At 39.7% G+C, this 19,843-nt stretch carries 19 protein-coding genes; 15 read left to right on the top strand and 4 right to left on the bottom strand.

What is annotated here, in order from left to right; all coding sequences use genetic code 11:
• Positions 1-14: 14 nt before the first annotated feature.
• The 5 genes from ACYSNQ_RS06210 (at position 15) to ACYSNQ_RS06190 (ending at position 7,075) form a co-directional block, all read left to right on the top strand.
• Entirely contained in the window at positions 15-815 is an 801-nt protein-coding gene (locus ACYSNQ_RS06210) for a histidine phosphatase family protein (protein WP_426082000.1), read from the top strand.
• Between the two features lie 79 nt (positions 816-894).
• Positions 895-2,325: a glycoside hydrolase family 1 protein gene (locus tag ACYSNQ_RS06205; RefSeq protein ID WP_426081999.1), complete on the top strand. Its 1,431-nt coding sequence runs from the start codon at positions 895-897 to the stop codon at positions 2,323-2,325.
• The gene (locus ACYSNQ_RS06200) at positions 2,325-2,927 is read left to right on the top strand and encodes a YczE/YyaS/YitT family protein (RefSeq protein WP_426081998.1); all 603 of its coding nucleotides are present in this window, start codon (positions 2,325-2,327) and stop codon (positions 2,925-2,927) included. Before ACYSNQ_RS06205 ends, ACYSNQ_RS06200 begins: the two co-directional genes overlap by 1 nt.
• Positions 2,928-3,672: 745 nt before the next feature.
• On the top strand, positions 3,673-4,062 hold the full coding sequence (locus ACYSNQ_RS06195; RefSeq protein WP_426081997.1) for a DUF805 domain-containing protein: 390 nt from the start codon (positions 3,673-3,675) through the stop codon (positions 4,060-4,062).
• 355 nt (positions 4,063-4,417) lie between these two features.
• A complete protein-coding gene (locus ACYSNQ_RS06190) occupies positions 4,418-7,075 on the top strand; it encodes a cation-translocating P-type ATPase (RefSeq protein ID WP_426081996.1) in 2,658 nt (885 codons plus the stop codon).
• Positions 7,076-7,364: 289 nt separating this feature from the next.
• Here the strand turns inward: ACYSNQ_RS06190 and ACYSNQ_RS06185 are convergent, their stop codons facing one another.
• Positions 7,365-8,729 (bottom strand): MATE family efflux transporter, encoded by a 1,365-nt coding sequence (locus ACYSNQ_RS06185; RefSeq protein WP_426081994.1) that lies wholly within the window; start codon positions 8,727-8,729, stop codon positions 7,365-7,367.
• Positions 8,730-8,803: 74 nt separating this feature from the next.
• On the opposite strand from ACYSNQ_RS06185, the gene ACYSNQ_RS06180 reads away from it, so the two are divergent.
• Positions 8,804-9,556 carry a MerR family transcriptional regulator gene (locus tag ACYSNQ_RS06180; protein ID WP_426081993.1) on the top strand — a complete coding sequence of 251 codons (753 nt, stop codon included), beginning with the start codon at positions 8,804-8,806 and terminating at the stop codon, positions 9,554-9,556.
• Between the two features lie 211 nt (positions 9,557-9,767).
• On the opposite strand, the gene ACYSNQ_RS06175 is transcribed toward ACYSNQ_RS06180, so the two are convergent.
• Together ACYSNQ_RS06175 and ACYSNQ_RS06170 are read right to left on the bottom strand one after the other, a co-directional pair.
• A complete protein-coding gene (locus tag ACYSNQ_RS06175; protein ID WP_426081991.1) occupies positions 9,768-10,739 on the bottom strand; it encodes an ABC transporter substrate-binding protein in 972 nt (323 codons plus the stop codon).
• Positions 10,740-10,741: 2 nt separating this feature from the next.
• On the bottom strand, positions 10,742-11,491 hold the full coding sequence (locus ACYSNQ_RS06170) for a polysaccharide deacetylase family protein (RefSeq protein ID WP_426082076.1): 750 nt from the start codon (positions 11,489-11,491) through the stop codon (positions 10,742-10,744).
• Positions 11,492-11,588: 97 nt separating this feature from the next.
• Here ACYSNQ_RS06170 and ACYSNQ_RS06165 point away from each other — a divergent pair, with 97 nt between their 5' ends.
• From ACYSNQ_RS06165 to ACYSNQ_RS06130, 8 genes are all read left to right on the top strand, one after another.
• Positions 11,589-12,299 carry an ABC transporter ATP-binding protein gene (locus ACYSNQ_RS06165; protein WP_426081990.1) on the top strand — a complete coding sequence of 237 codons (711 nt, stop codon included), beginning with the start codon at positions 11,589-11,591 and terminating at the stop codon, positions 12,297-12,299.
• Between the two features lie 105 nt (positions 12,300-12,404).
• The gene (locus tag ACYSNQ_RS06160; RefSeq protein ID WP_426081989.1) at positions 12,405-12,941 is read left to right on the top strand and encodes a thioredoxin family protein; all 537 of its coding nucleotides are present in this window, start codon (positions 12,405-12,407) and stop codon (positions 12,939-12,941) included.
• Between the two features lie 55 nt (positions 12,942-12,996).
• Positions 12,997-13,299 carry a hypothetical protein gene (locus tag ACYSNQ_RS06155; RefSeq protein WP_426081988.1) on the top strand — a complete coding sequence of 101 codons (303 nt, stop codon included), beginning with the start codon at positions 12,997-12,999 and terminating at the stop codon, positions 13,297-13,299.
• Between the two features lie 613 nt (positions 13,300-13,912).
• On the top strand, positions 13,913-14,647 hold the full coding sequence (locus ACYSNQ_RS06150) for an ABC transporter permease (RefSeq protein ID WP_426081987.1): 735 nt from the start codon (positions 13,913-13,915) through the stop codon (positions 14,645-14,647).
• A gap of 37 nt (positions 14,648-14,684) precedes the next feature.
• Positions 14,685-15,179: a hypothetical protein gene (locus ACYSNQ_RS06145; RefSeq protein WP_426081985.1), complete on the top strand. Its 495-nt coding sequence runs from the start codon at positions 14,685-14,687 to the stop codon at positions 15,177-15,179.
• 298 nt (positions 15,180-15,477) lie between these two features.
• The gene (locus ACYSNQ_RS06140; RefSeq protein WP_426081984.1) at positions 15,478-16,398 is read left to right on the top strand and encodes an LCP family glycopolymer transferase; all 921 of its coding nucleotides are present in this window, start codon (positions 15,478-15,480) and stop codon (positions 16,396-16,398) included.
• A gap of 258 nt (positions 16,399-16,656) precedes the next feature.
• Positions 16,657-17,043, top strand: a complete 387-nt coding sequence (locus ACYSNQ_RS06135; protein ID WP_426081983.1) for a ribosomal maturation YjgA family protein — start codon at positions 16,657-16,659, stop codon at positions 17,041-17,043.
• A gap of 211 nt (positions 17,044-17,254) precedes the next feature.
• Positions 17,255-18,235, top strand: a complete 981-nt coding sequence (locus ACYSNQ_RS06130; RefSeq protein ID WP_426081982.1) for a serine hydrolase domain-containing protein — start codon at positions 17,255-17,257, stop codon at positions 18,233-18,235.
• A gap of 170 nt (positions 18,236-18,405) precedes the next feature.
• On the opposite strand, the gene ACYSNQ_RS06125 is transcribed toward ACYSNQ_RS06130, so the two are convergent.
• Positions 18,406-18,957 carry a TetR/AcrR family transcriptional regulator gene (locus ACYSNQ_RS06125; protein ID WP_426081981.1) on the bottom strand — a complete coding sequence of 184 codons (552 nt, stop codon included), beginning with the start codon at positions 18,955-18,957 and terminating at the stop codon, positions 18,406-18,408.
• A 176-nt stretch (positions 18,958-19,133) separates the two neighbouring features.
• Between ACYSNQ_RS06125 and ACYSNQ_RS06120 the strand changes: the two genes are divergently transcribed.
• Positions 19,134-19,835 carry an ABC transporter ATP-binding protein gene (locus ACYSNQ_RS06120; protein WP_426081980.1) on the top strand — a complete coding sequence of 234 codons (702 nt, stop codon included), beginning with the start codon at positions 19,134-19,136 and terminating at the stop codon, positions 19,833-19,835.
• Positions 19,836-19,843: the final 8 nt, after the last annotated feature.

Genomic DNA, 19,843 nt, shown 5'->3' with positions numbered 1-19,843 from the left:
AAAGGGGGATAAAAGTGAAAAAAACAGTTTGGCTGGCAATAGCAGCAATTTTTCTAATAGCAGGGTGCAGCAGTGCTGCTACAAAAGAAACAACTGCCTCAAAAGATACAGAAGAAAAGACAGAAGAAATTAGGATTTATCTGGTTAGACATGGAAAAACCTGGTTCAACACGATGAATCAGGTACAAGGATATAGTGACAGCCCGTTAACAGAGACCGGTGAGGCTCAAGCAGCAGCAGTAGGCGAGGGACTAAAAGATGTTAAATTTTCATCAGCATTTTCTAGTGACTTGGCTCGTCAAAAAAATACCGCTAAATTAATACTAAATGAAAATAGTGCTGAAGTGCCTGAAGTTACCGAGCTTAAGGGCTTCAGAGAAAAAAACTTTGGTAGCTTTGAAGGTCAATCCAACGATGCGATGAATATAGCTGTAGCCGAAGCCTTAGAGTTAGATTATCCGACAGATAGTGATGAATTGTGGGATTTTTTAAAGGAAACACTGACAGAGCAGGAGTTGGCTGATAAAGTCGCTGAGGTTGATCCTGAGCAAGCAGCAGAAACTTACGGTGAAATGGAAGAACGCGCTGAGAAAGTAATGACAGAAATGCTTGAAGAAGCGCAACGCAAGGGTGGCGGCAATGTGCTCGTTGTCTCTTCTGGAGGGCTGATCCCCATTCTTTTAGAAGTAGTTGCTCCAGGCGAGTATAAAGGCGAAAAAATTGCCAATTGCAGTGTGACCACACTGACGTATAAGAACGATAAATATTCAATTGAAACAATTGGTGATACAACATTTATTGACCAGTTGGACTAAAGAATAGTCAGAAATCTGAAGCAGTCCGTTATTGACTCATCCTTCAGTTTTTTTATAAAAAAGATGAGGAGAAAATATAATGAAAAAAGAATTTCCAAAAGACTTCCTATGGGGAGCAGCAACTAGTGCCTATCAAGTGGAGGGCGGAGCACAAGCAGATGGTAAAGGGCTGTCTCAGCAAGATATCATTAATAAGGAGCGACACGAAATGTACGGCTTTGCTGATGCTTCTGTTGCCAGTGATCATTATCATAAGTATAAAGAAGACATTGCTTTATTTAAGGAGATGGGTTTTACAAGCTATCGTTTTTCCATTGCCTGGACACGTATTTTTCCAAATGGCGGCGATCAAGTAAATGAAGCTGGGGTTCAATTTTATCGTGACTTAATTGCTGAACTGAAAGCAAATGGGATTGAACCAATACCTACGCTGTATCACTATGACTTGCCTTGGGCGTTGGTCGAAAAATATGGGGGCTGGCTTTCGAGAGAAGTTGTTAAGGATTTTGAAATTTTTGCTAAATATGTCGTGAATGAATTTAAGGATGACATCAAGTATTGGATTACTCTAAATGAGCAAAGTATCATTGTCCAGTACTGGACACAAAAATGTTATGTTCTTCCTGAATATCAGAATAATAATCAATTGCGTTATCAAATTAATCATCATATGAACTTAGCACAGGCAACAGCAGTAAAATATATTCATGAGGCTGGCGGATTGGCTGGACCTGCCTTAGGGTATGCGCCGGTTTATGCTAGAACTTGTAAGCCGGAAGATCAGCTGGCAGCATTGAATGCCAATGATTTGAGAAATGCCTATTATCTAGATGTCTACTTTAAGGGGTACTATAATGTTGCAGCACTTAACTATTTGAAAGAGGCAGGGCTTGCACCTGAGATAGAAGATGGAGACGAAGCATTTTTTGCAGAGAATATTTCCGATTTCTTTGCAATCAATTATTATGATAGTCAGTGTGCACATGCATGTCCGGAAGGTGCTGAAAGAAGCTGGTCGGGCTATAATCTAAGCGGTAAAAAAGGCGAAATGTCCGGCTTTGAAACCCATCCCGGTTTCTACCAAATGTGCTCAAATCCTGAGCTTCGGACAACGGACTGGGATTGGGCAATCGATCCTATCGGCTTGGAATATGTCTACCGTGACCTTTATACACGCTATAAAATTCCTTTTATGATTACTGAAAATGGGCTTGGTGCTTATGATGAATTAACCGAAGATGAAAAAGTTCACGACGACTATCGCATCGACTATCTAAGAGAGCATATACAAGCAACGAAACGCGCTATGGATATTGGCGTAGAGGTTATCGGTTATATGCCTTGGTCGGCAATTGATTTACTATCTACAAGCAATGGTTACAAGAAACGCTACGGGTTAATTTATGTTGACCGTACTGATGAAAATGAGAAAGAATGCCGCCGTATCAGAAAAGATTCTTTTTATTGGTATAAAAAGGTTATTGCTTCTGATGGTACAGATTTAGATTAATGAAGCGAATAATACGGTATTTTGTTTCAATAGCCGGATCTTCCATAGTCGGTATTGGCGTAGGATTATGTGTACTTACGGGCTTGGGTGCGGATGCATTAGGTGTATTATGGGAAGGAATAGCTGATAAGCTGTCGCTAACAGTTGGACAAGCTTCTTTACTAGTGACTAGCTGCTGTTTGGTACTGGTTTTCTTTATTGATAAGAAGGAGCTGGGGCCGGCAACTGTGTTGAATCCAATAGCAACAAGTATTTGCACAGATTTAGTCATTCGTCAGGCAGCTTTTCCAGAACTAGCTTTTCCTTTTAAATTACTTCTTGTACTTATAGGAGTTTCATTTATTGGTATCGGATCAGGAATGGCAGCTGCAGCAAATGTTGGCAAAGAGAGCTATATTGCTTTGTGCTTTGCGTTGAGTAGCAAGCGAATGATTGATTTAGCCAAAGTTCGAATTGTGCTTGATTTAATCTGTTTTATAAGCGGTATGCTTTTAGGAGGCAAACTAATGTTGGGACCTTTAGTTGGTATTTTGTTGATTGGGCCATTGTTGAAGGTAACCAGTCAGTATTGCAGCATCAAATTAGCCGCTATTAAGGAATAAAAGTACTCAGCTGGCCAAAGTCAATAATGGGATGGAAGGGTTTAGTCATGAAAAAATAAGCTGAAACATCGTTTATCCGGTGTTAAGGGGCTGAGGCATACTAATGTCACAGCTCCTTTCAGTTTATTTTTGAAGAAATTGTTTCTGTATTCATCTTTAACCAAATGCATGGTGAGCAGGATTAGCTAAAAAATAGGCAAATATTTGTAATGGATGAAACAGTTTGGGGTTGCTTATTATTGTAGTTCTCTATGCAGAAAAAACTATAGAGAACTGTTTTCGGAAAAAAAGAAAGAAAGGTTCAAGTAATTTTGGGGTAGCAAAAAATTCTTATAGCTCTCCCTTAACTCCGTTATTGCCAAATAGAATAGGCAAATAAAGGACGAGGCAAAAGTGTTACATACCGGGAACTAAGCAAGTACTGTTCAATATCAGCTCGTCTCTAACTGTATTTCTCAGCACTAAGAAGACGCATATGAAAATTATCAAGAAACACTACAAGGAAACCGAGTAGCTGCTGATTGATACACATCTGGAGCTTCTCCTATTTTTGAGGTAGTTCATCTCATTTCCCAAAACTTTAACGCTTAGTTTTTTTAGCACTTAGAAAGTGATGCTAGCGGAACGAATAACCGAATTTTAGAGAAAGAAAAGTTGGGCATTTACTTATCGTCCAAACTTGTTAAGCCTATTAATTGAGCTCCTTTGAAAATGATGATATGTTATTTTCAAGGGGGGATTCACAATGATACAGGCATATAAAGAATATTGGAGCAATATCACAGTGATGGATGCCAGAGCGACTAGAGGGCAATATTGGTGGCCGCAGCTACTGAATTATCTTGTGTTGTTTATTTATGGTTTGCTGACAAATATTACTCAGTATTATAATTTTGATACGCAGGAGTTTACGAAATTAAACATTTATGCATTTATTTTTATGGGGTTGTCTTTTGCTGTCTGGCTAGCTAATTTTACTGTTCGGGCACGCCGTCTCCATGATACGAACAGGAGCAACTGGTGGATTCTACTGTATATCATACCGTTCTTTGGACCAATTATTATGTTTATCTTTTTAGTACTGCCAAGTAAGTCATTTTCCCGCTGGCAGGTGAACCAATCGGAATTATCCTAAGCTGTTTAGGCTAACCCATCTTCTGATGTAGCGCTTGTTATGGAGAGGAAAATTTATACCTTATGAAAAATTGTTAAACAGACTACTTGCAAAACTATTTCTGTTCAGGTAAACTGATTATCAATCGAATGATTCCCTCGGGGGAGTAACCAGCAGTAGAAGTATGCTGCGATAATATCAACAGTAAGTCGACCATGAAGATGGTCTTCTGGTATTGTATGAAATGGTGAGACCTGAGACAAGTAAAACACTACTTGTCTCAGGTCTCTTTTGATTTAGAAAGGGGAGAACATTGTAGGACTGCTGGAATCGATTCGTACAGAGTTTAAACAATTACTTTATTGGAGGAATTAGAATGACTGACAAACAAGAGCAAAAGAGTGCTTACCGACAGAGTCTGAGTACATTACTAAAAGAAACAGAAAGCAGCGAAAAAGGGCTGTCTTCAGCTCAGGTCAAATTGAAGCTGGAAGAAGACGGCTTTAATCAGCTGGAAGAGGCAAAAAAGAAATCCAGCCTGCAGCTGTTTTTTGAAACCTTTAAGGATGCGATGGTGATTGTTCTATTAATTGTGGCCGTTGTTCAAATGGTTATGGGCTCTTATGTAGAATCATTGGTTATCTTTGCTGTTCTGCTCCTTAACTCAGTGGTTAGTGTGGTTCAAACAAAGAAAGCAGAGGGATCGCTGGAGGCATTAAAAAGCTTGTCGGCTCCTGATGCCCGTGTATTAAGGGATGGACAGGAACAAACTGTGGCGGCAAAAGAGCTAGTCACCGGTGATTTGGTTCTTTTAGAAGCTGGAGACTACGTGCCCGCTGATGGACGGCTGCTGGAAACGGGTGCTTTGAAAATTGATGAAGGTATGCTGACAGGTGAATCTGTACCCGTTGAAAAAGAAGTAAGAGAAATTCAGAGCAATGTGCCGATTGGCGACCGAATAAACATGGTACACAGCGGAACCATTGTTACGTATGGACGAGGAAAGTTTTTAGTAACGGCAACGGGAGGACGGACAGAAATTGGCCAAGTAGCAGGGCTGCTGCAGTCAGCAGTTGAACCGAAAACCCCTCTGCAAAAAGGATTAGACGGCTTTAGTAAAAAGCTTAGTCTGGCAATTCTAGGTTTATCGCTTGTTATTCTAGGAATTCAGCTGGCTCGTTTGTTTTTAGGAAATAGCTCAGGCAATATGACTGAAGATATCGTTCAAGCCTTTATGTTTGCTGTAGCGGTTGCGGTTGCAGCAATTCCGGAGGCGCTGCAATCTATTGTAACCATTGTTCTGTCGATTGGAACGAAGACTATGGCAAGAAAGAATGCCATTATCCGAAAACTGCCGGCAGTGGAAACCTTGGGCTCTGCCAGCATTATTTGTACAGATAAAACAGGAACACTGACTCAAAATAAAATGACTGTGGTGGATTATTACTTAGTAAATGGACAAACGGGAACCTTTAATTCAATGCCTGATAGTTGGTCAGAAGATGAAAAACGGTTGATGGAAATTAGTGTTCTGGCCAATGATTCAGTCTACGCTGAAGACGGCAGCAAACTTGGTGACCCTACAGAAACTGCGTTAATCGATTTCAGTGAGCTGAGTAATCAGCCCTATCAGGAAATACGGGAAAACTATCCTAGAATGGCAGAACTGCCGTTTGACTCTGACCGGAAGCTGATGTCTACACTTCATACCATTGATGGAGAACTGCTATTAATGACTAAGGGCGGACCAGATATTGTATTTGCACGCAGCAGCCAGGTTTTATTAAATGGGAAAGTCGTTCCATTGACAGCTGAGATGAAGCAGCAGCTGCAACAGCAAAATGAACAGTTCTCTCAGCGGGCATTGCGGGTTCTAGCCTTTGCTTATAAACCGGTAAAAAATGAAGCGATTACGCTTTCTGATGAAAACGACTTGATTCTAGTCGGCTTGCTGGCAATGATTGATCCGCCTAGGAAAGAAGTTTTTCAAGCCGTCAAGGATGCCAAAAGTGCGGGGATTAAAACAATCATGATTACTGGTGATCACAAGACAACTGCTGTTGCAATTGCACAGGATATTGGTATTTTTTCAGAGGGAGATCGGGCGCTGACGGGTGCTGAGCTGGATGATTTGAGTGAACAAGAGCTGATTGCCATTTTATCATCGGTGACAGTCTATGCCCGGGTTTCCCCTGAAAATAAAATCCGTATTGTTCAGGCTTGGCAGCAGCAGGGTCATATCTCCGCTATGACGGGAGATGGTGTTAATGACGCGCCCGCATTGAAGCAGGCGGATATCGGGATTGCAATGGGTACAGGAACAGATGTGGCTAAGGATGCCTCAGCGATGATTTTGACGGATGATAATTTTGCCTCTATTGTTAGTGCCGTGGAGGTTGGCAGAAACGTTTTTGATAATATTAAAAAGGCGATTGCTTACTTGTTCGCTGGAAACCTGGGTGCAATTATTGCAATCATCTTCGCACTAATTGCAAACTGGGTAAATCCATTTACCGCACTGCAGCTACTGTTCATTAATCTAGTGAACGACTCACTACCAGCGATTGCATTAGGAATGGAAAAAGCTGAGCCAACCATTATGAATCGCCAGCCAGTCAATCCCAATGCTGGTATTTTCGCTGGGGGGACGTTGATTTCAGTTGCATATCGGGGAATTATCATTGCCTGCGGCGTAATCACTGCTCAATGGCTGGGAATGCAGTATTCCCCAGAGATGGGAGTTGCAATGGCTTTTTCAACCTTAATTTTAAGCCGTACCCTACAAACGCTACCAGCCAGATCAAATACTCAAACAGCGTTTCAGGCGGGTTTGTTTTCAAATAAGATGGTTCTACTGGCGATTGTGGTCTGTGGCGGATTATATAGTTTGACTTTGCTGCCTGGCTTAAGAGAAATTTTTGCGATTCCCGCTTATTTTGGATTCAATCAAATCATGATTTGTTTAGGGCTGGCAATTGGCGCAGTCGTTTTGATGGAGATTACTAAGCTAATCCTTAAGGCCATTCAAAAATAATAAAAGGCGTATCGAAAAAATGCGGAAGTGACAGAAGGATTCTGCCTTGAGGAAAAACACTGATGAGAAGAAAATTACCAAGAAGTATAGTGCGGGAATTGAGTAGAGGTTGAGTGATATCTTCCTGGAGCCGCTCTTATTTCCGAAGGGCACACTCCTGTTACTAGCTGCAGTTAAAGTGCTGCTTCCATTGTTAAGGGGCTGAGGCATACTAATGTCACAGCCCCTATTTATTATTATGGCGCATAGTAGTTGTAAGACAGAAGAGCATAGGGTACTCATAAAAAAACTACGGTTCGACAGAATACGAACCTGTCTTTTTTTGTGAGGGTAGAAGCTCATTTTTTTGAAAACGGAAAATGAGATAGAAGGAGAGAATCATGGAAAAGGCTCTGCCCAATGATTCACCAAGCCAGAAAGCTTGCGTACTTACTACTTGAAGCAGCAGCCAGGTTCCGCCAATTTTAATAAGTAAATCCCCAAGATTACAGAGAAGATATTCCTTCATCCGTAGACTGCTTCTCAAAAGACCTTCATTCATAAATTTGAAAACGGTCATCAGCAGTGATCCAGAAGAAAAAAGTAAATAGGTTCTAAAAAAATGGAATCCGGCTGAATGACTGCTGCTGTCAAAGAACAAGTCACAAAGGGGACGGGAAAGGAGGAAAAAAATAATAATGACAACACCCGAATAAAGTAGAGAAATCTTAGTTAAAAATGTATAGGTTTGTTTAAGCTGCGCCAATTTTTTTCCTGCAAACATCCGGGCGGAAAAGATGGACAAAGTCTGAGAAAAGCCTGAAATCACGATTCGAGAAATGGATAATACCTTCGTTACTGCTATAAAGCCAATGATGACTTCGTTGCCAAAAGGGTTAACAAATGCCTGAAGGAACATGGAGGAGACCGTAATAACAAACTGCTGAAAAATAGATGGAACGGCGATATGGCTTAATTCTTTTAGCTGTGCAAAATCCAGCACAAAGCTAAATTTAAAATAAGGATTTTTTCGGGATTTTTGATAAAGCAGTCGGATACTAACACACATTAAAAGACCTTGGGAAAGAATGGTTCCCCAGGCAGCGCCAGCAACGCCTAAATGTAGAACTTGAAGGAAGAAAATATTCAAAAAAACATTTAACAGTGAAGAAGATAAGATCAGATAAAAACTTTTATTTGCTTCACCTAAACTAATCAGCATTGCCCGGGAAATATCATAAACGTAAATGGAAGGAACACCCAGTAAATAGATGAGGCTGTAGCTTCTTGCTAGTGGAATTAGCTCTGTCGGAATTTTCAATAAATCAAAAAGAGAAGGCAGGGCAAAAACACCGATTACCGCTAAAAGAATACCTAGGAGCAGTCCAAAGGTCAAGATGTTCATTGTGCCTTTAGCGAGACTTCGTTCATCTTTTTGTCCGAGATAACGGGAGAAGATAATCTCTACTGCTAGTTCGATTCCGCCTGAAATAACAATGAAGAGTAGTACAATCGTACTAGCATTGCCGACAGCTGCCAGTTCAGCTGCACCTAGAAGCTGTCCAACAATGACCATATCGGCTGCGCTGTACAGCTGCTGAGTCAGCAGACTGCCAATCAGCGGCAGAGAAAAAAAGAAGAGTTTTTTATTTAAAGCTGTTTCAGTTGTTGACATATCGCTCACCTGCTTTATTATTGATATACTAGTTATAAGGTATACCCTAAGGGAATAGTCAAGAGGTGAGAAGAATGAAAGAGAAATATACTACTGGAGAGTTTTCAACACTATGCAGAGTATCTAAGAAAACACTATTTCACTATGAAAAGATTGGTCTCCTAGCGCCTGCCTTTGTTGATGTTAACGGGTATCGCTTTTATGGATTGTATCAATGCGATACAGTTAGTACGATTAAGCTGTTTCAAGAGCTGGGACTTTCATTGAAAGAAATCCGCGAAATGCTGCAGTCTGAGGATATGGAGCAAAAAGCGCAGCTTTTAAAAGAGCAGCAGCTTGTTATTGAAAATAAGCTGTCAGAATTGAAAGCAATGAATAAGCAGCTGAGATTTATGACCGACCGGTTCAATCATTTTCGAACAATCGGAACGGATCAATTATTTGAAGAACCGCTTGAACGAGAGGAATACTATTTTGTAGAAGATAAAAGCGGGCAGCCAGTATCCGTCAATTATTTGAATTATGGGTATCAGTATGGGGTGTTGTTTGAAGAGAAGGAACTGAAACAAAAGATGGCGGTTCCTAAACATTCCTTTATTTTTCAAAAGGTGAGTAAAAAGAAGAGTAATCATATCAAGCAGGCTGGAAGCTATGTCAGTATTCTTCATGTACTGAGCAACGAAGAAATTATGAACTGTGTTCCGGAATTTTTGAACAGAACAGCAGACTATCAAATGATAGGTCCGTTGTACCATGAGGATTATTGCAGCGAGCTTGCTGGTTATTCAGATAAGTTTGTTATTAAGCTTTCTCGAAGGCTCTCTTAGCTGTAAGTGGGCAGGCTAGGCAAATAACAGCAAATAAACAGCGTTGAACAAATAAAAAATGAATTATTTTTAGAGTTCTTCAGTATTGAAAAAAATAAGGGGAGACATCTGTCTGCCTCATCCCCTATAGTTAACAAACGGTGTACCAGAAGTGTTCTACCTCTTTGGAATAGGAAAAAACGCTTTTGGTACACCATTCAATTAAAAATTTTTATTGTTTTAAGTAGCTGAAATCTGTCAGCTCAGCATACGTATAATCTTGTTCAATCTGCCCTTTTTCCTTTGTCCAAGAAATGATTGCCTCAAACTGGTCTTTGGGAACTTCTTGCGCATACGGATATTTTTCGGACTGTGTATCTAGATATTTACTCATCGCATCCGGAAATTGATAGTCAGATAGAATATCTGCATATTCAGAGGCTTGATGGTCATTCATATAGTCAATTGCTTGATTGTACCCTTCATAAAAGGCTGCGATATCCTGCGGACGGTCTTTTAATGCGGTGTCCATAAATTGAATGGTTCCACCTTTAATTCCCTGAGCCTTGGAGCTGCCGAGAACGATAGCACCTTGATCCGCCAGCATGCTTGCCTGCGGCTCAGTATACACAGCGCCGTCTACTTGGTTGTTCAGCAGAGCTTCAGAACGTGCTGAGAAAGAAGGGATTTCCACGATTTCATAGGTGAAATCATCCATTTTAGCAAAATCATCCATGATATATTCCAAAATAAAATTCGGAACCAAGGTAACTTTTTTACCGCTAAGACCTTTCATATCCGTAATACCGGAAGCGGGAGAGGCCAGGATTTTAAAATCTTCTAAGATATCAGAAGTAATAGTCATATCGATGCCGTTCTTTTTAAACGTTGCCTCCGTCATCACATCACTGATTGTACCATCCAGTTCTTTTGCCTGAATTGCAACATTACGGTCATTTGGTGAAGCGAATGAGCTAATCTCTACGTTTAAGCCCAGTTTTTCAAAGAAGCCCTCTTCCTTTGCTAAGATAATCGGAATGGCCGACTCAGCAGGCAAAACACCAATCGTCAGTGTCTGGTCGGTAACTTTTGCTTCTGCGGCACTGGAGGAGGTACTTGCTTCTGTGTCTTTGTCATTATTACCGCAAGCCGCCAATCCTGCCAAGCTCAGCAGAATGAGTGCACTGCTCAAAATTTTCTTCATGCTTATTCTCCTTTAGTTTCCATCATTTTTTTAAAATCATTTAGCGACAGCGTATACGGAATCACATCGCGCCGCAGCTCTAATGGTGACGTTGCTTCCGTATTAATGCCGGGAATTGTTGTAAATGCTAATGTGTAATTCAGTTTTTTTAAGGAATCAACAGTCGTCTGGTCATATAAACCAAAAGGGTAAGCAAAGACATCTTTTAGATCAACCCAGGTATTACACTCAGCCAAATCTTCAGCAAAGGCTGCCGGTGTCTCCCACATGGGCCTAGAAAGCTCTCGACCTCTGCGCTGATGAAAATGATTCGTATGATTTGCATAAACGAACACATCCTTCATTTCTTCCAGCTCTGGCTTGCTTAATGCCCGCGAGACTTCTGCCTGATAAGGAGCAGGCTCATCAAATAACCAGCCGGTTGGGGCGAAGACAACCGCATTGAAGCCTGCTTTTTTTAGTACAGGATAAGCATGCTCTTTCAGAGATTGGAAGCAATCGTCAAATGTAAGTAAAACTGATTTTTCCGGTAAGGGCTGCTGCTTTTCATAAAAGGCTTTCACCTCTTCGATACTTAAGGTATGATAGCCTTGTTCCTTCAGATAGTTCATTTTTTCCTCAAATAGAGGTAAACTATCAAAAAGCGGCAGCGGCAGAGCGTCTTGATAGCCATCGCTAACTAAAATAGGACGGGGACTGTCTGTCAGTTCTTCAGCAGGCCGGACTTCATGGAATACAAGTGTTCTAAACACTAGCTTCACCTAACTTTCTTCAAAATAATACCGGATATAGTATACCACAGAAAGAGATAGAAGCTGTTGTGAGAATAGTCACAAAAGGAGAATGAACGTGGAAATCAAATTAAAAGAAATTGTTTTTGATTATAAAGACAAACGTGTGATTGATAAGCTAACCTTTACTTTTGAAAAAGGTCGGACCTATGCCTTACTGGGAAAATCAGGTATTGGAAAAAGTACACTCTTGTCTTTGCTGAAAGGGTTTGAAACGCCATTAGCAGGGACAATTCAGTATGATGGACTTACCGAAAGCAATATTGAAATTGTCTTTCAGGATCTGCAGCTGTTCCCTTGGCAGACAGTCTATCAAACAGTTGAAATGCCCTTGAAATTAAAAAAAGTATCAAAAGCAGAACGAACAAAAAGAGTAACTAAGCTGCTGGAAGAGCTGGAGCTGTCGGACCTTGCTAACTCCTTTCCCGGACAGTTGAGTGGCGGACAGCAGCAGCGAACGGCAATGGCTAGAGGATTGATTACGGAACCGGCTTTTCTACTATTGGATGAGCCGACCTCTTCTCTTGATCAGGAAACAAAAGAAAGAGCACAGGGCTTCATTTTGTCTGAGCAAAAGAAAAGAGGCAATACATTGATTACTGTCACCCATGATATAGAAGAAGCGGCATTTTTAGGTGAGACCATTCTGATTATGGATAGAGACGGGATATCTGTTCATAAAAATCCGGTTTTTCACTTAGTCAACCGGCGAGATTCTGTTGATTTCTATAACTATTGTATTACACTCAGAAAATTCTTGAAAAGTTGAATTTACTGTGTAAAATGAGAGCGGGTATAAATAAATCTTCACCTCTTTCTACTCCTAAAACTCGAATAAACGGAGGCCCAAAAGCAGCACCTAGAGAATTATATAATGAAAACTAAGGAAGAGTATAAAGTTAAGAAAAGTATGTATTTTATCGGTACAATTCTCACAGTAATCGGCATTACCTTTGGTATTTTGTTTAGCCAAAAAAGAGCAGAAGCAGATTATCTGAGCGATCAGTTGGCAGTCGAACAAAGTAATCGTTTGATTTTTAAAGACTTAATTTCTTACCCTGTTCAATCCTTTGAGAAAAAAGTTGATTCCGAAGATTTGGTATTTGCTTACATTGGTAATGCAGAGTGCCCGGATTGCTCGATTTTTTATCCAGTTCTGGAGCAGAAAATGAGAGAGTATCAGCTGGCAAATAAATTATTCTATGTTGAAGGCTCCTATCTGCGAGAGGATAAAGAAAAATGGCTGGCTTTTAAAGAAAAATACGAGTTTATGCAAACACCTGCATTTATTATCTACAAAGAACAAAAAGTCGTTAGTAAGATTGAATGGGATGCTTCAGAGGGGCTTTCAGAAGAAAGCTTTGAGAGTTGGCTGATTGACAACCAAGAAATCCTTGATGAAATAAAATGATTTTGTAGAAAGTCTAAGTGTTGCAATAGTAAAAAATTATTAGGAGGGATTATTAATGAAAAAAATCGCATTTGTTTTATATGCTAAGCAGCTGTTGAGCGTCAATTATTTAGGGGGGATTCCCAACACCTCAAAATTAGAAAAAAAGCTTCATGAAGCCTTAGATGATACCTATGAAATCACCTTTAAATGGGAAGAAGCTCAAAACTCTGGAAATGTTGATGCATTAGTTGTTCCAGAGCCTTTTCCGCCGATTGAAAATAATGAAAATATCCCGGAGATAAAAGTACCTGCACATCTGCTATTAGATAAGCAAGGGGATAAAATTAAGGAGATTATAGATAGTTTCTTTAAATAAACTATCCTTATAACAGGTTACTACGTTTGGCTACACCTTCAATACTGTTTAATTTAGTAAACAGCTTCCTGAAAGAGACGATAAATGATTGTCACATTTCAGGAAGTTTTTTTATATAAAAATAAGGATTTGACAGCTGCAATTTGAAATTTTTCATCCGTGGAGTTCGAGAAAAGGTCGACGATTTCCAGAAGAGTTGTTATGAAGTTTACGACTCCCGCTCTGCACTAATTATCAACGCATGGGTGGGGATTTGGAACACTATTTATTTGTATTTAGATTATAGAATGAAAATTGAGAAGGTCACGCACACATATTTAATTACTAACTAGGTAAGCATCTGTTCAACACTTTTTTGCTAAAACATTCTGGTGATTTAAAACAAACTGTATTACACTTTATGTGGCAATCGTTTTTTATTTGAAAAATGCTGATAGCAAATGACAAAAGTATCGAGAGTAAATAGCTAATGTAGATTTTTTACGGTACTTTCTTATCGTTTCGCATAGTAAGTGTGCTGATTAAAATCGATTGAGTGGATGTTGTTAAAGCTCGTAAAAAAGCCGCTAGGAGTAAAAATAGAAGCTTAAATAAAAGTTATAAGGAGATCAAAATGATCAAGCAAAGAGTAGGCACTAGTATATTTGGTATTGTCTCTATCGGTCTGCTGTGGCAGCTGCTGGCAGTCATAACAGGTAATCGAGCTGTACCAACACCTATACAGGTGATGAAAGAAATATGGGAAATAAAACAGCCGTTGCTGCTTCATGCAGGAGCTAGTGCAGCTAGAATTTCTGTGGCGCTGCTATTTGCTTTGATAGTCGGTCTTCCTCTAGGTATTTTACTTAGCCGCAGCCGCTGGTTCGGTCGTTTGTTCGGCCCCATCCTGTATTTTTTATATCCCTTACCCAAAGTCGCTTTTTTACCTGTATTTATGATTTTTTTTGGTCTAGGGAATCTGTCTAAAGTTCTATTGATTTTTTCAATCATATCGATTCAAGTGATTGTTTCAATCCGAGATAGTGTGAATCAAATTCCTGCAGGCTATTATCAGGTAATGGAAAACTACCATAGTACGAAGCTTCAAGTTTTTCAGCAGCTGCTTTTTCCAGCGCTGATTCCAGCTTTAATTTCGAGTCTTAGAGTAAGTACGGGTATTTCTTTAGCTGCTTTATTTTTTGCAGAGAATTATAATACTACGTTTGGCTTAGGCTATCTTATCTTGAGTGCATGGACAAAAATGAATTACGAAGAAATGTTTGCGGGAATTGTAATGATAGGACTGCTGGGCTTTGCTCTTTTTAGTCTTTTTGATAGCTTGGAAAGAAAAATGTGTACGTATAAATGATCCCAGTCTGTATGGAAATTACCGGAGGAATTAGTGAATGAGTAATTTAATCATTTTATCGGAAAATCAAGCAGAAAGCATACAACTGTCAAATGGCCTCACAGCTGTTTTATTAACGACCTTCGGGTTAAGTGCATTTTCACTAGCTGAAACAGCCGCCAAAAAGGGCTTAACGATTTCCATTTTAGAGAATGATCAAAGCTGCATCGGATTAGGAACAATTCTGTTGAAGCTTTCTGGACTATCGTGGATTGAGCAGTCCTTCGAAGAGGATAAACGTTTTTTACTGCAGGCAGTAACTAGCATAAAAAAAAGAATCGGCTGGAAAAGCTTAGATTATTGTCCATCAGAGGAACTGCTGTTTCCTGTAGTCAATCAGCTAATTGCTTTGCTTGAAGAACTGACAATAGAACAGATTACTTGGTTATCTTTTGAGGAGGAGAGTGCTCTGTCAGCAGCTGCGTATCCTACATGTCCCTACCACGGATTATTATTGAGTATTTATGGCTGTCATGCCTGCAATGATCAATAAATCCTGAGTGGGTAATAGAAAAAAGAAAGCATTTTTCCAAAAATATGCATAAATAAAATATGAGTATTTTATTATTCTTGAAAACGAAAATAAATAGTTTTTAGATAGATAAAATAATCCTCTTAGGTTTCCAAGAGGATTATTTTGTTTTCTTTATGTTATTTATTTTTTAGTCTTATATCTGGCTAGTGAGATATCTAATTAAGAAGCTATTGCTTTCCTTCGGCGGTAAAAGTAGAATTATAAGAGAGAACGCTCGTTTTTTTATTAATTTTGATTGAACTAAGGGGGATATGGAGTGACAAGGAAGGGGAAAATTGTTGTTATTTTAATTGGCTTTTTTGTGCTGTTGATTATTTCGACTGCCGGATTGGCTGCTAAGTTTTATTCAGATATTTCAAAGGCCGCAGGTAAGAGCTATGAAGAAGTGAAACGGCATGATAGCTCAAAGCGTGAAGAACCAGTTGATTTAAAACAGCAGGAGCCATTTTCGGTGCTGCTGCTAGGTATTGATAATGGGACTGAGGATCGTGTAGATCAGGGGCGGTCTGATACGATGATGCTTGTAACGGTCAGTCCTAAACAGAAACAGACGACAATCGTCAGCATTCCGAGGGATACGTATACAGAAATCGTCGGTAAGGATATGGAAGATAAGATTAATCATGCGTATGCTTTTGGCGGAGCAGCCATGTCTATGGCTACGGTGGAAAAACTGCTGGATATTCCAGTAGACCATTATGTCTCGATTGATATGGCAGGGCTGAAGGACTTAGTTGACGCTGTAGGCGGCATTCATATCAGTAATACAATAAACTTTACTCAAGATGGCTATGGCTTCAATATCGGTGAAGTCTATTTAAATGGCGATAAGGCGCTGGCCTATTCCAGGATGCGCTATGATGATCCTAACGGGGATTATGGCAGACAGGAACGTCAAAGAAAAGTGCTTGATGGTCTGGTGAGGAAGATTCTTACTATTTCCGGAGTTACCAAATATGGGAATGTACTAGATGCTTTAGGCGAGCATATGAGAACAGACTTGACCTTTGATGAGATGAAAACCATCGCATTTGATTATCGTTCGATTCTTAGTGCTGTAAAGCAGGATCAGTTAAAAGGAGAAGGGTTCATGCAGAACGAAATTTCCTACCAGCGTATTACAGAAGAAGAATTGACACGGGTTCGGAATGAGCTGAAAAAGCAAATGGAGCAGTAACTAGATTGCTAAGAGTCTAGTTTTAGATGACGAAGAAAAATAAAGTAAGGTAATTAAGAGAGTGATAGTCAAAAAGAAAAATGAAGTGAGGACTAATTGTTAGATTTTTAAATCTGGCTGGGGACGCACTTCGTAAGCTTTTGACTGTTGCTCTTTTTTAGTTGTATTTTATTCAATACTCATTTATTGAGATGATTGTTGAAGGCTTAAATCTAAGGTAAAGTTTAAGAGTAGAAAGAAAAAAGGCAGGTTGCATAAATGATTAAAAGAAATAGAATTTATTACGGCATAGGCGTACTCCTTGTGATGGGAGCGGGATTATTTTCACGGCGTTTTTCCCAGCTGTTTCCAGCATTTGTCAATCAGTATTTAGGCGACAGCCTGTGGGCACTAATGATTTTTTTAATAGGATGTGTCTTTTTTCCTAAACAAAGAAGGTTCGTGTTATTTATAGGAGCGCTACTTTTTTGCTGGTTGATTGAAATCAGTCAGCTATATCAGGCTGATTGGATCAATACAATTCGAACGACTACTTTGGGGAGTTTGGTTTTAGGTCACGGCTTCCTTTGGTCGGATATGCTGGCGTATACGCTAGGTGTTGGTGCAGGTACTCTAATTGATGGGCAATTGGGAAAACGAAAATAATAAAGAAATTGATAGAGATAAAAAAGTTATTGGAGGTAGGTCAAAGGGAAACAATTGATTTATAACATTGTAAAATGTTTTTTTTGGTAATTTTCTGCGTGGTTAAGCAAACTAAAAATATTTTTAGTTTATTTTAAAATAGCTCTTGAAAAGGATTTTTAATGAAGTTATGCTTTATGAGAAGGCGCCTTCAATCAAAGGAGGAATTCGGATGAAGCATGAAAAAATAACAAATTTAAGAGAATTAATCAATCAGGAATACGGAAATACAGCAGGTATTATTGTGCAGAAAAATGACGAAAATGTATACGAAGAGTATTTCAATGAGTGTACAGCTGAGAGCTCTCTTCATGTTTTTTCTGTAACTAAAAGTATTATTTCCGCATTAATTGGCATTGCTGTAGAAAGAGGTTACATTAAAAGTATCGATCAGAAAGTACTGGACTTTTTCCCGGAATATGTAGTTAAGGACGGGGAAAAAGGAATACAACAGATAACAGTGAAGCAGTTGATGACGATGACTGCACCTTATAAGCATCAGACTGAACCTTATACAGAGTATTTTACTAGCTCTAGCTGGGTGAAATTTTCTTTAGATTTGTTAGGCGGTCAAGATTCACAAGGGACGTTTCGCTATACACCTCTTGTGGGACCGGATATTTTAACTGGAATTTTAATAAAAGCAACTGGAAAATCTGTACGAAGTTTTGCAGCGGAAGCTTTGTTTGCACCTTTGGGAATCTCAGTAAAAAGTGACGTGGTTTTTCATAGTCAGGAAGAACAGCTTGCATTTTATGAAGCACGGAATATCAGTGGCTGGGTGGCAGATGCTTCTGGAGTGAATGCTGCCGGCTGGGGGTTGACGTTAACCACTACAGATATGGCAAAAATCGGTCAGCTTTATTTAAATGATGGTGTCTGGGAAGGGCAACAGATTATACCAGCCAGCTGGATAGGGGAAAGCACGAGAGAGCATAGCCGCTGGCTGGAGCCGAATCTGGCTTACGGCTACCTGTGGTGGGTAATAGATGAAGCAACTCATAGCTACGCAGCAATGGGCGATGGCGGCAATATCATCTATGTTAATTCCCGCAAAAACTTGGTGATTGCGATGACGGCGCTCTTTATGCCGGAAGCCAAGGACCGCATTGATTTTATCCAAAAATATGTGGAACCAGCTTTTGAGGAATAATGCTTTCTGCTGATAGAATAAAAGCTTATTGGCGGAAGTATAGGTAAGTTCGCCATTTATTTGAAGGTTAATGAAAACAGAGAGAAGGATATTAATAAAATCCTTTTCTCTGTTTTATGTTGTCAAAAGGGAAGATCAACAACCAAAGTTTGCCAGTCCTTCCCCGCATGCTATTGAATCTTTGTGGAGAAAAGAGTCAGAATCATTGTGCAGGTTTCCTCAGGTGTTAGGTAAGAATAGCGTTTTAGCCAATTTTCGATAAGCCCAATTGTTCCGTCAACGAAATAAGTGAAGTACAAATCCAGCCTGTCAGGAGAGGAGTCAGCAAAGATATGCCGAAATTGCTCAAAGGCTTGGGGACGCACCCGTTCAAGTATGGAACTGAGCAGCCGGCTTTCATTTTTACCGCTGAGAATAATACGAACGGCATCCTTGTTTTCACTTAAAATAGTTAAAATAGTGACGAGCCAGCTATCCAGAGCCTTTTCATTGATTTGGATGCTGCTCATAATTTCTTCAATCAAATTGTTCTCAATTTGCTGAAACAAATCATAAGGATCAGAATAATATTTATAGAAGGTGCCGCGATTGACATCTGCTTGTTCACAGATTTCTTTAACCGTAATCCTTGATAAATCTTTGGTTTGCAATAAAGCTAGAAACTCTTTGCGGATGACTTTTTTTGTGTATAGTGTCCGGCGGTTATTAGGGGTACCAGCCATGTCAATCCCTTCTCTCTCTTCTTAATTATATGAACATATTTTTCGAATCTGTCTATTTAATGACAAAATTTTAAAATTTGAGGCTTGCTCCAAAAGTACACAATGAGTATACTAACATCATGTTAAAAAATCAACATCATGTCTATTTCATGATGTGTTAAAAGAGGGATACCTAAATGAGTTATGTTGAAATAAAGAATGAATATCGACGATACAAAATGGGGGAAACGGAAATCGTAGCCAACGAAGACCTTTCTTTTTCTATTGAAAAAGGTGAGTTAGCCATTATTTTAGGACCTAGCGGTGCTGGCAAATCAACAGTTTTAAATATTTTAGGCGGGATGGATTCGCCGGATGAAGGTCAAGTAATCGTTGATGGAACAGATATTGCTCAATTTTCTGATAAGCAGCTGACAGCTTATCGAAGAACAGATGTCGGTTTTGTCTTTCAATTTTATAATTTAGTGCCTAATCTGACAGCCAAAGAAAATGTGGAGCTGGCCACAGAGGTGTCTCCAGCAGCATTAAACCCGGAAGAGGTGCTGGCCCAGGTTGGCTTATCTCATCGACTAAACAATTTTCCTTCACAGCTCTCTGGCGGAGAGCAGCAGCGGGTTTCTATTGCCCGGGCTTTAGCAAAAAATCCTAAGCTGCTTTTATGCGATGAACCTACTGGGGCACTGGATTTCGAGACAGGGAAGCAAGTCCTGAAGCTGTTGCAGAATGCCAGTAGAGAACAAGGAAATACAGTACTTATCATCACTCATAATTCCGCATTAGCGCCAATCGCAGATCGTGTGATTCGCATCAATGATGCGAAAGTCCGCTCAATCGAAACCAATGATTCGCCGATGTCGATTGATGAAATTATCTGGTAAGGGGCTGA

The organism is Enterococcus sp. LJL51, from assembly GCF_054871795.1.
Note: the sequence above shows the minus strand (reverse complement) of the source record. Positions and strands in the feature narration are given on the sequence as shown.

Excerpts from the sequence above, each read along its gene's own strand:
- ACYSNQ_RS06180 (WP_426081993.1), top strand. The coding sequence starts at position 8,804 with ATGAAAGAGAAATATACTACTGGAGAGTTTTCAACACTATGCAGAGTA.
- ACYSNQ_RS06130 (WP_426081982.1), top strand. The coding sequence starts at position 17,255 with ATGAAGCATGAAAAAATAACAAATTTAAGAGAATTAATCAATCAGGAA.
- ACYSNQ_RS06175 (WP_426081991.1), bottom strand. The coding sequence starts at position 10,739 with ATGAAGAAAATTTTGAGCAGTGCACTCATTCTGCTGAGCTTGGCAGGA.
- ACYSNQ_RS06185 (WP_426081994.1), bottom strand. The coding sequence starts at position 8,729 with ATGTCAACAACTGAAACAGCTTTAAATAAAAAACTCTTCTTTTTTTCT.
- ACYSNQ_RS06125 (WP_426081981.1), bottom strand. The coding sequence starts at position 18,957 with ATGGCTGGTACCCCTAATAACCGCCGGACACTATACACAAAAAAAGTC.
- ACYSNQ_RS06145 (WP_426081985.1), top strand. The coding sequence starts at position 14,685 with ATGAGTAATTTAATCATTTTATCGGAAAATCAAGCAGAAAGCATACAA.
- ACYSNQ_RS06135 (WP_426081983.1), top strand. The coding sequence starts at position 16,657 with ATGATTAAAAGAAATAGAATTTATTACGGCATAGGCGTACTCCTTGTG.
- ACYSNQ_RS06200 (WP_426081998.1), top strand. The coding sequence starts at position 2,325 with ATGAAGCGAATAATACGGTATTTTGTTTCAATAGCCGGATCTTCCATA.
- ACYSNQ_RS06205 (WP_426081999.1), top strand. The coding sequence starts at position 895 with ATGAAAAAAGAATTTCCAAAAGACTTCCTATGGGGAGCAGCAACTAGT.
- ACYSNQ_RS06150 (WP_426081987.1), top strand. The coding sequence starts at position 13,913 with ATGATCAAGCAAAGAGTAGGCACTAGTATATTTGGTATTGTCTCTATC.
- ACYSNQ_RS06160 (WP_426081989.1), top strand. The coding sequence starts at position 12,405 with ATGAAAACTAAGGAAGAGTATAAAGTTAAGAAAAGTATGTATTTTATC.
- ACYSNQ_RS06155 (WP_426081988.1), top strand. The coding sequence starts at position 12,997 with ATGAAAAAAATCGCATTTGTTTTATATGCTAAGCAGCTGTTGAGCGTC.
- ACYSNQ_RS06195 (WP_426081997.1), top strand. The coding sequence starts at position 3,673 with ATGATACAGGCATATAAAGAATATTGGAGCAATATCACAGTGATGGAT.
- ACYSNQ_RS06190 (WP_426081996.1), top strand. The coding sequence starts at position 4,418 with ATGACTGACAAACAAGAGCAAAAGAGTGCTTACCGACAGAGTCTGAGT.
- ACYSNQ_RS06120 (WP_426081980.1), top strand. The coding sequence starts at position 19,134 with ATGAGTTATGTTGAAATAAAGAATGAATATCGACGATACAAAATGGGG.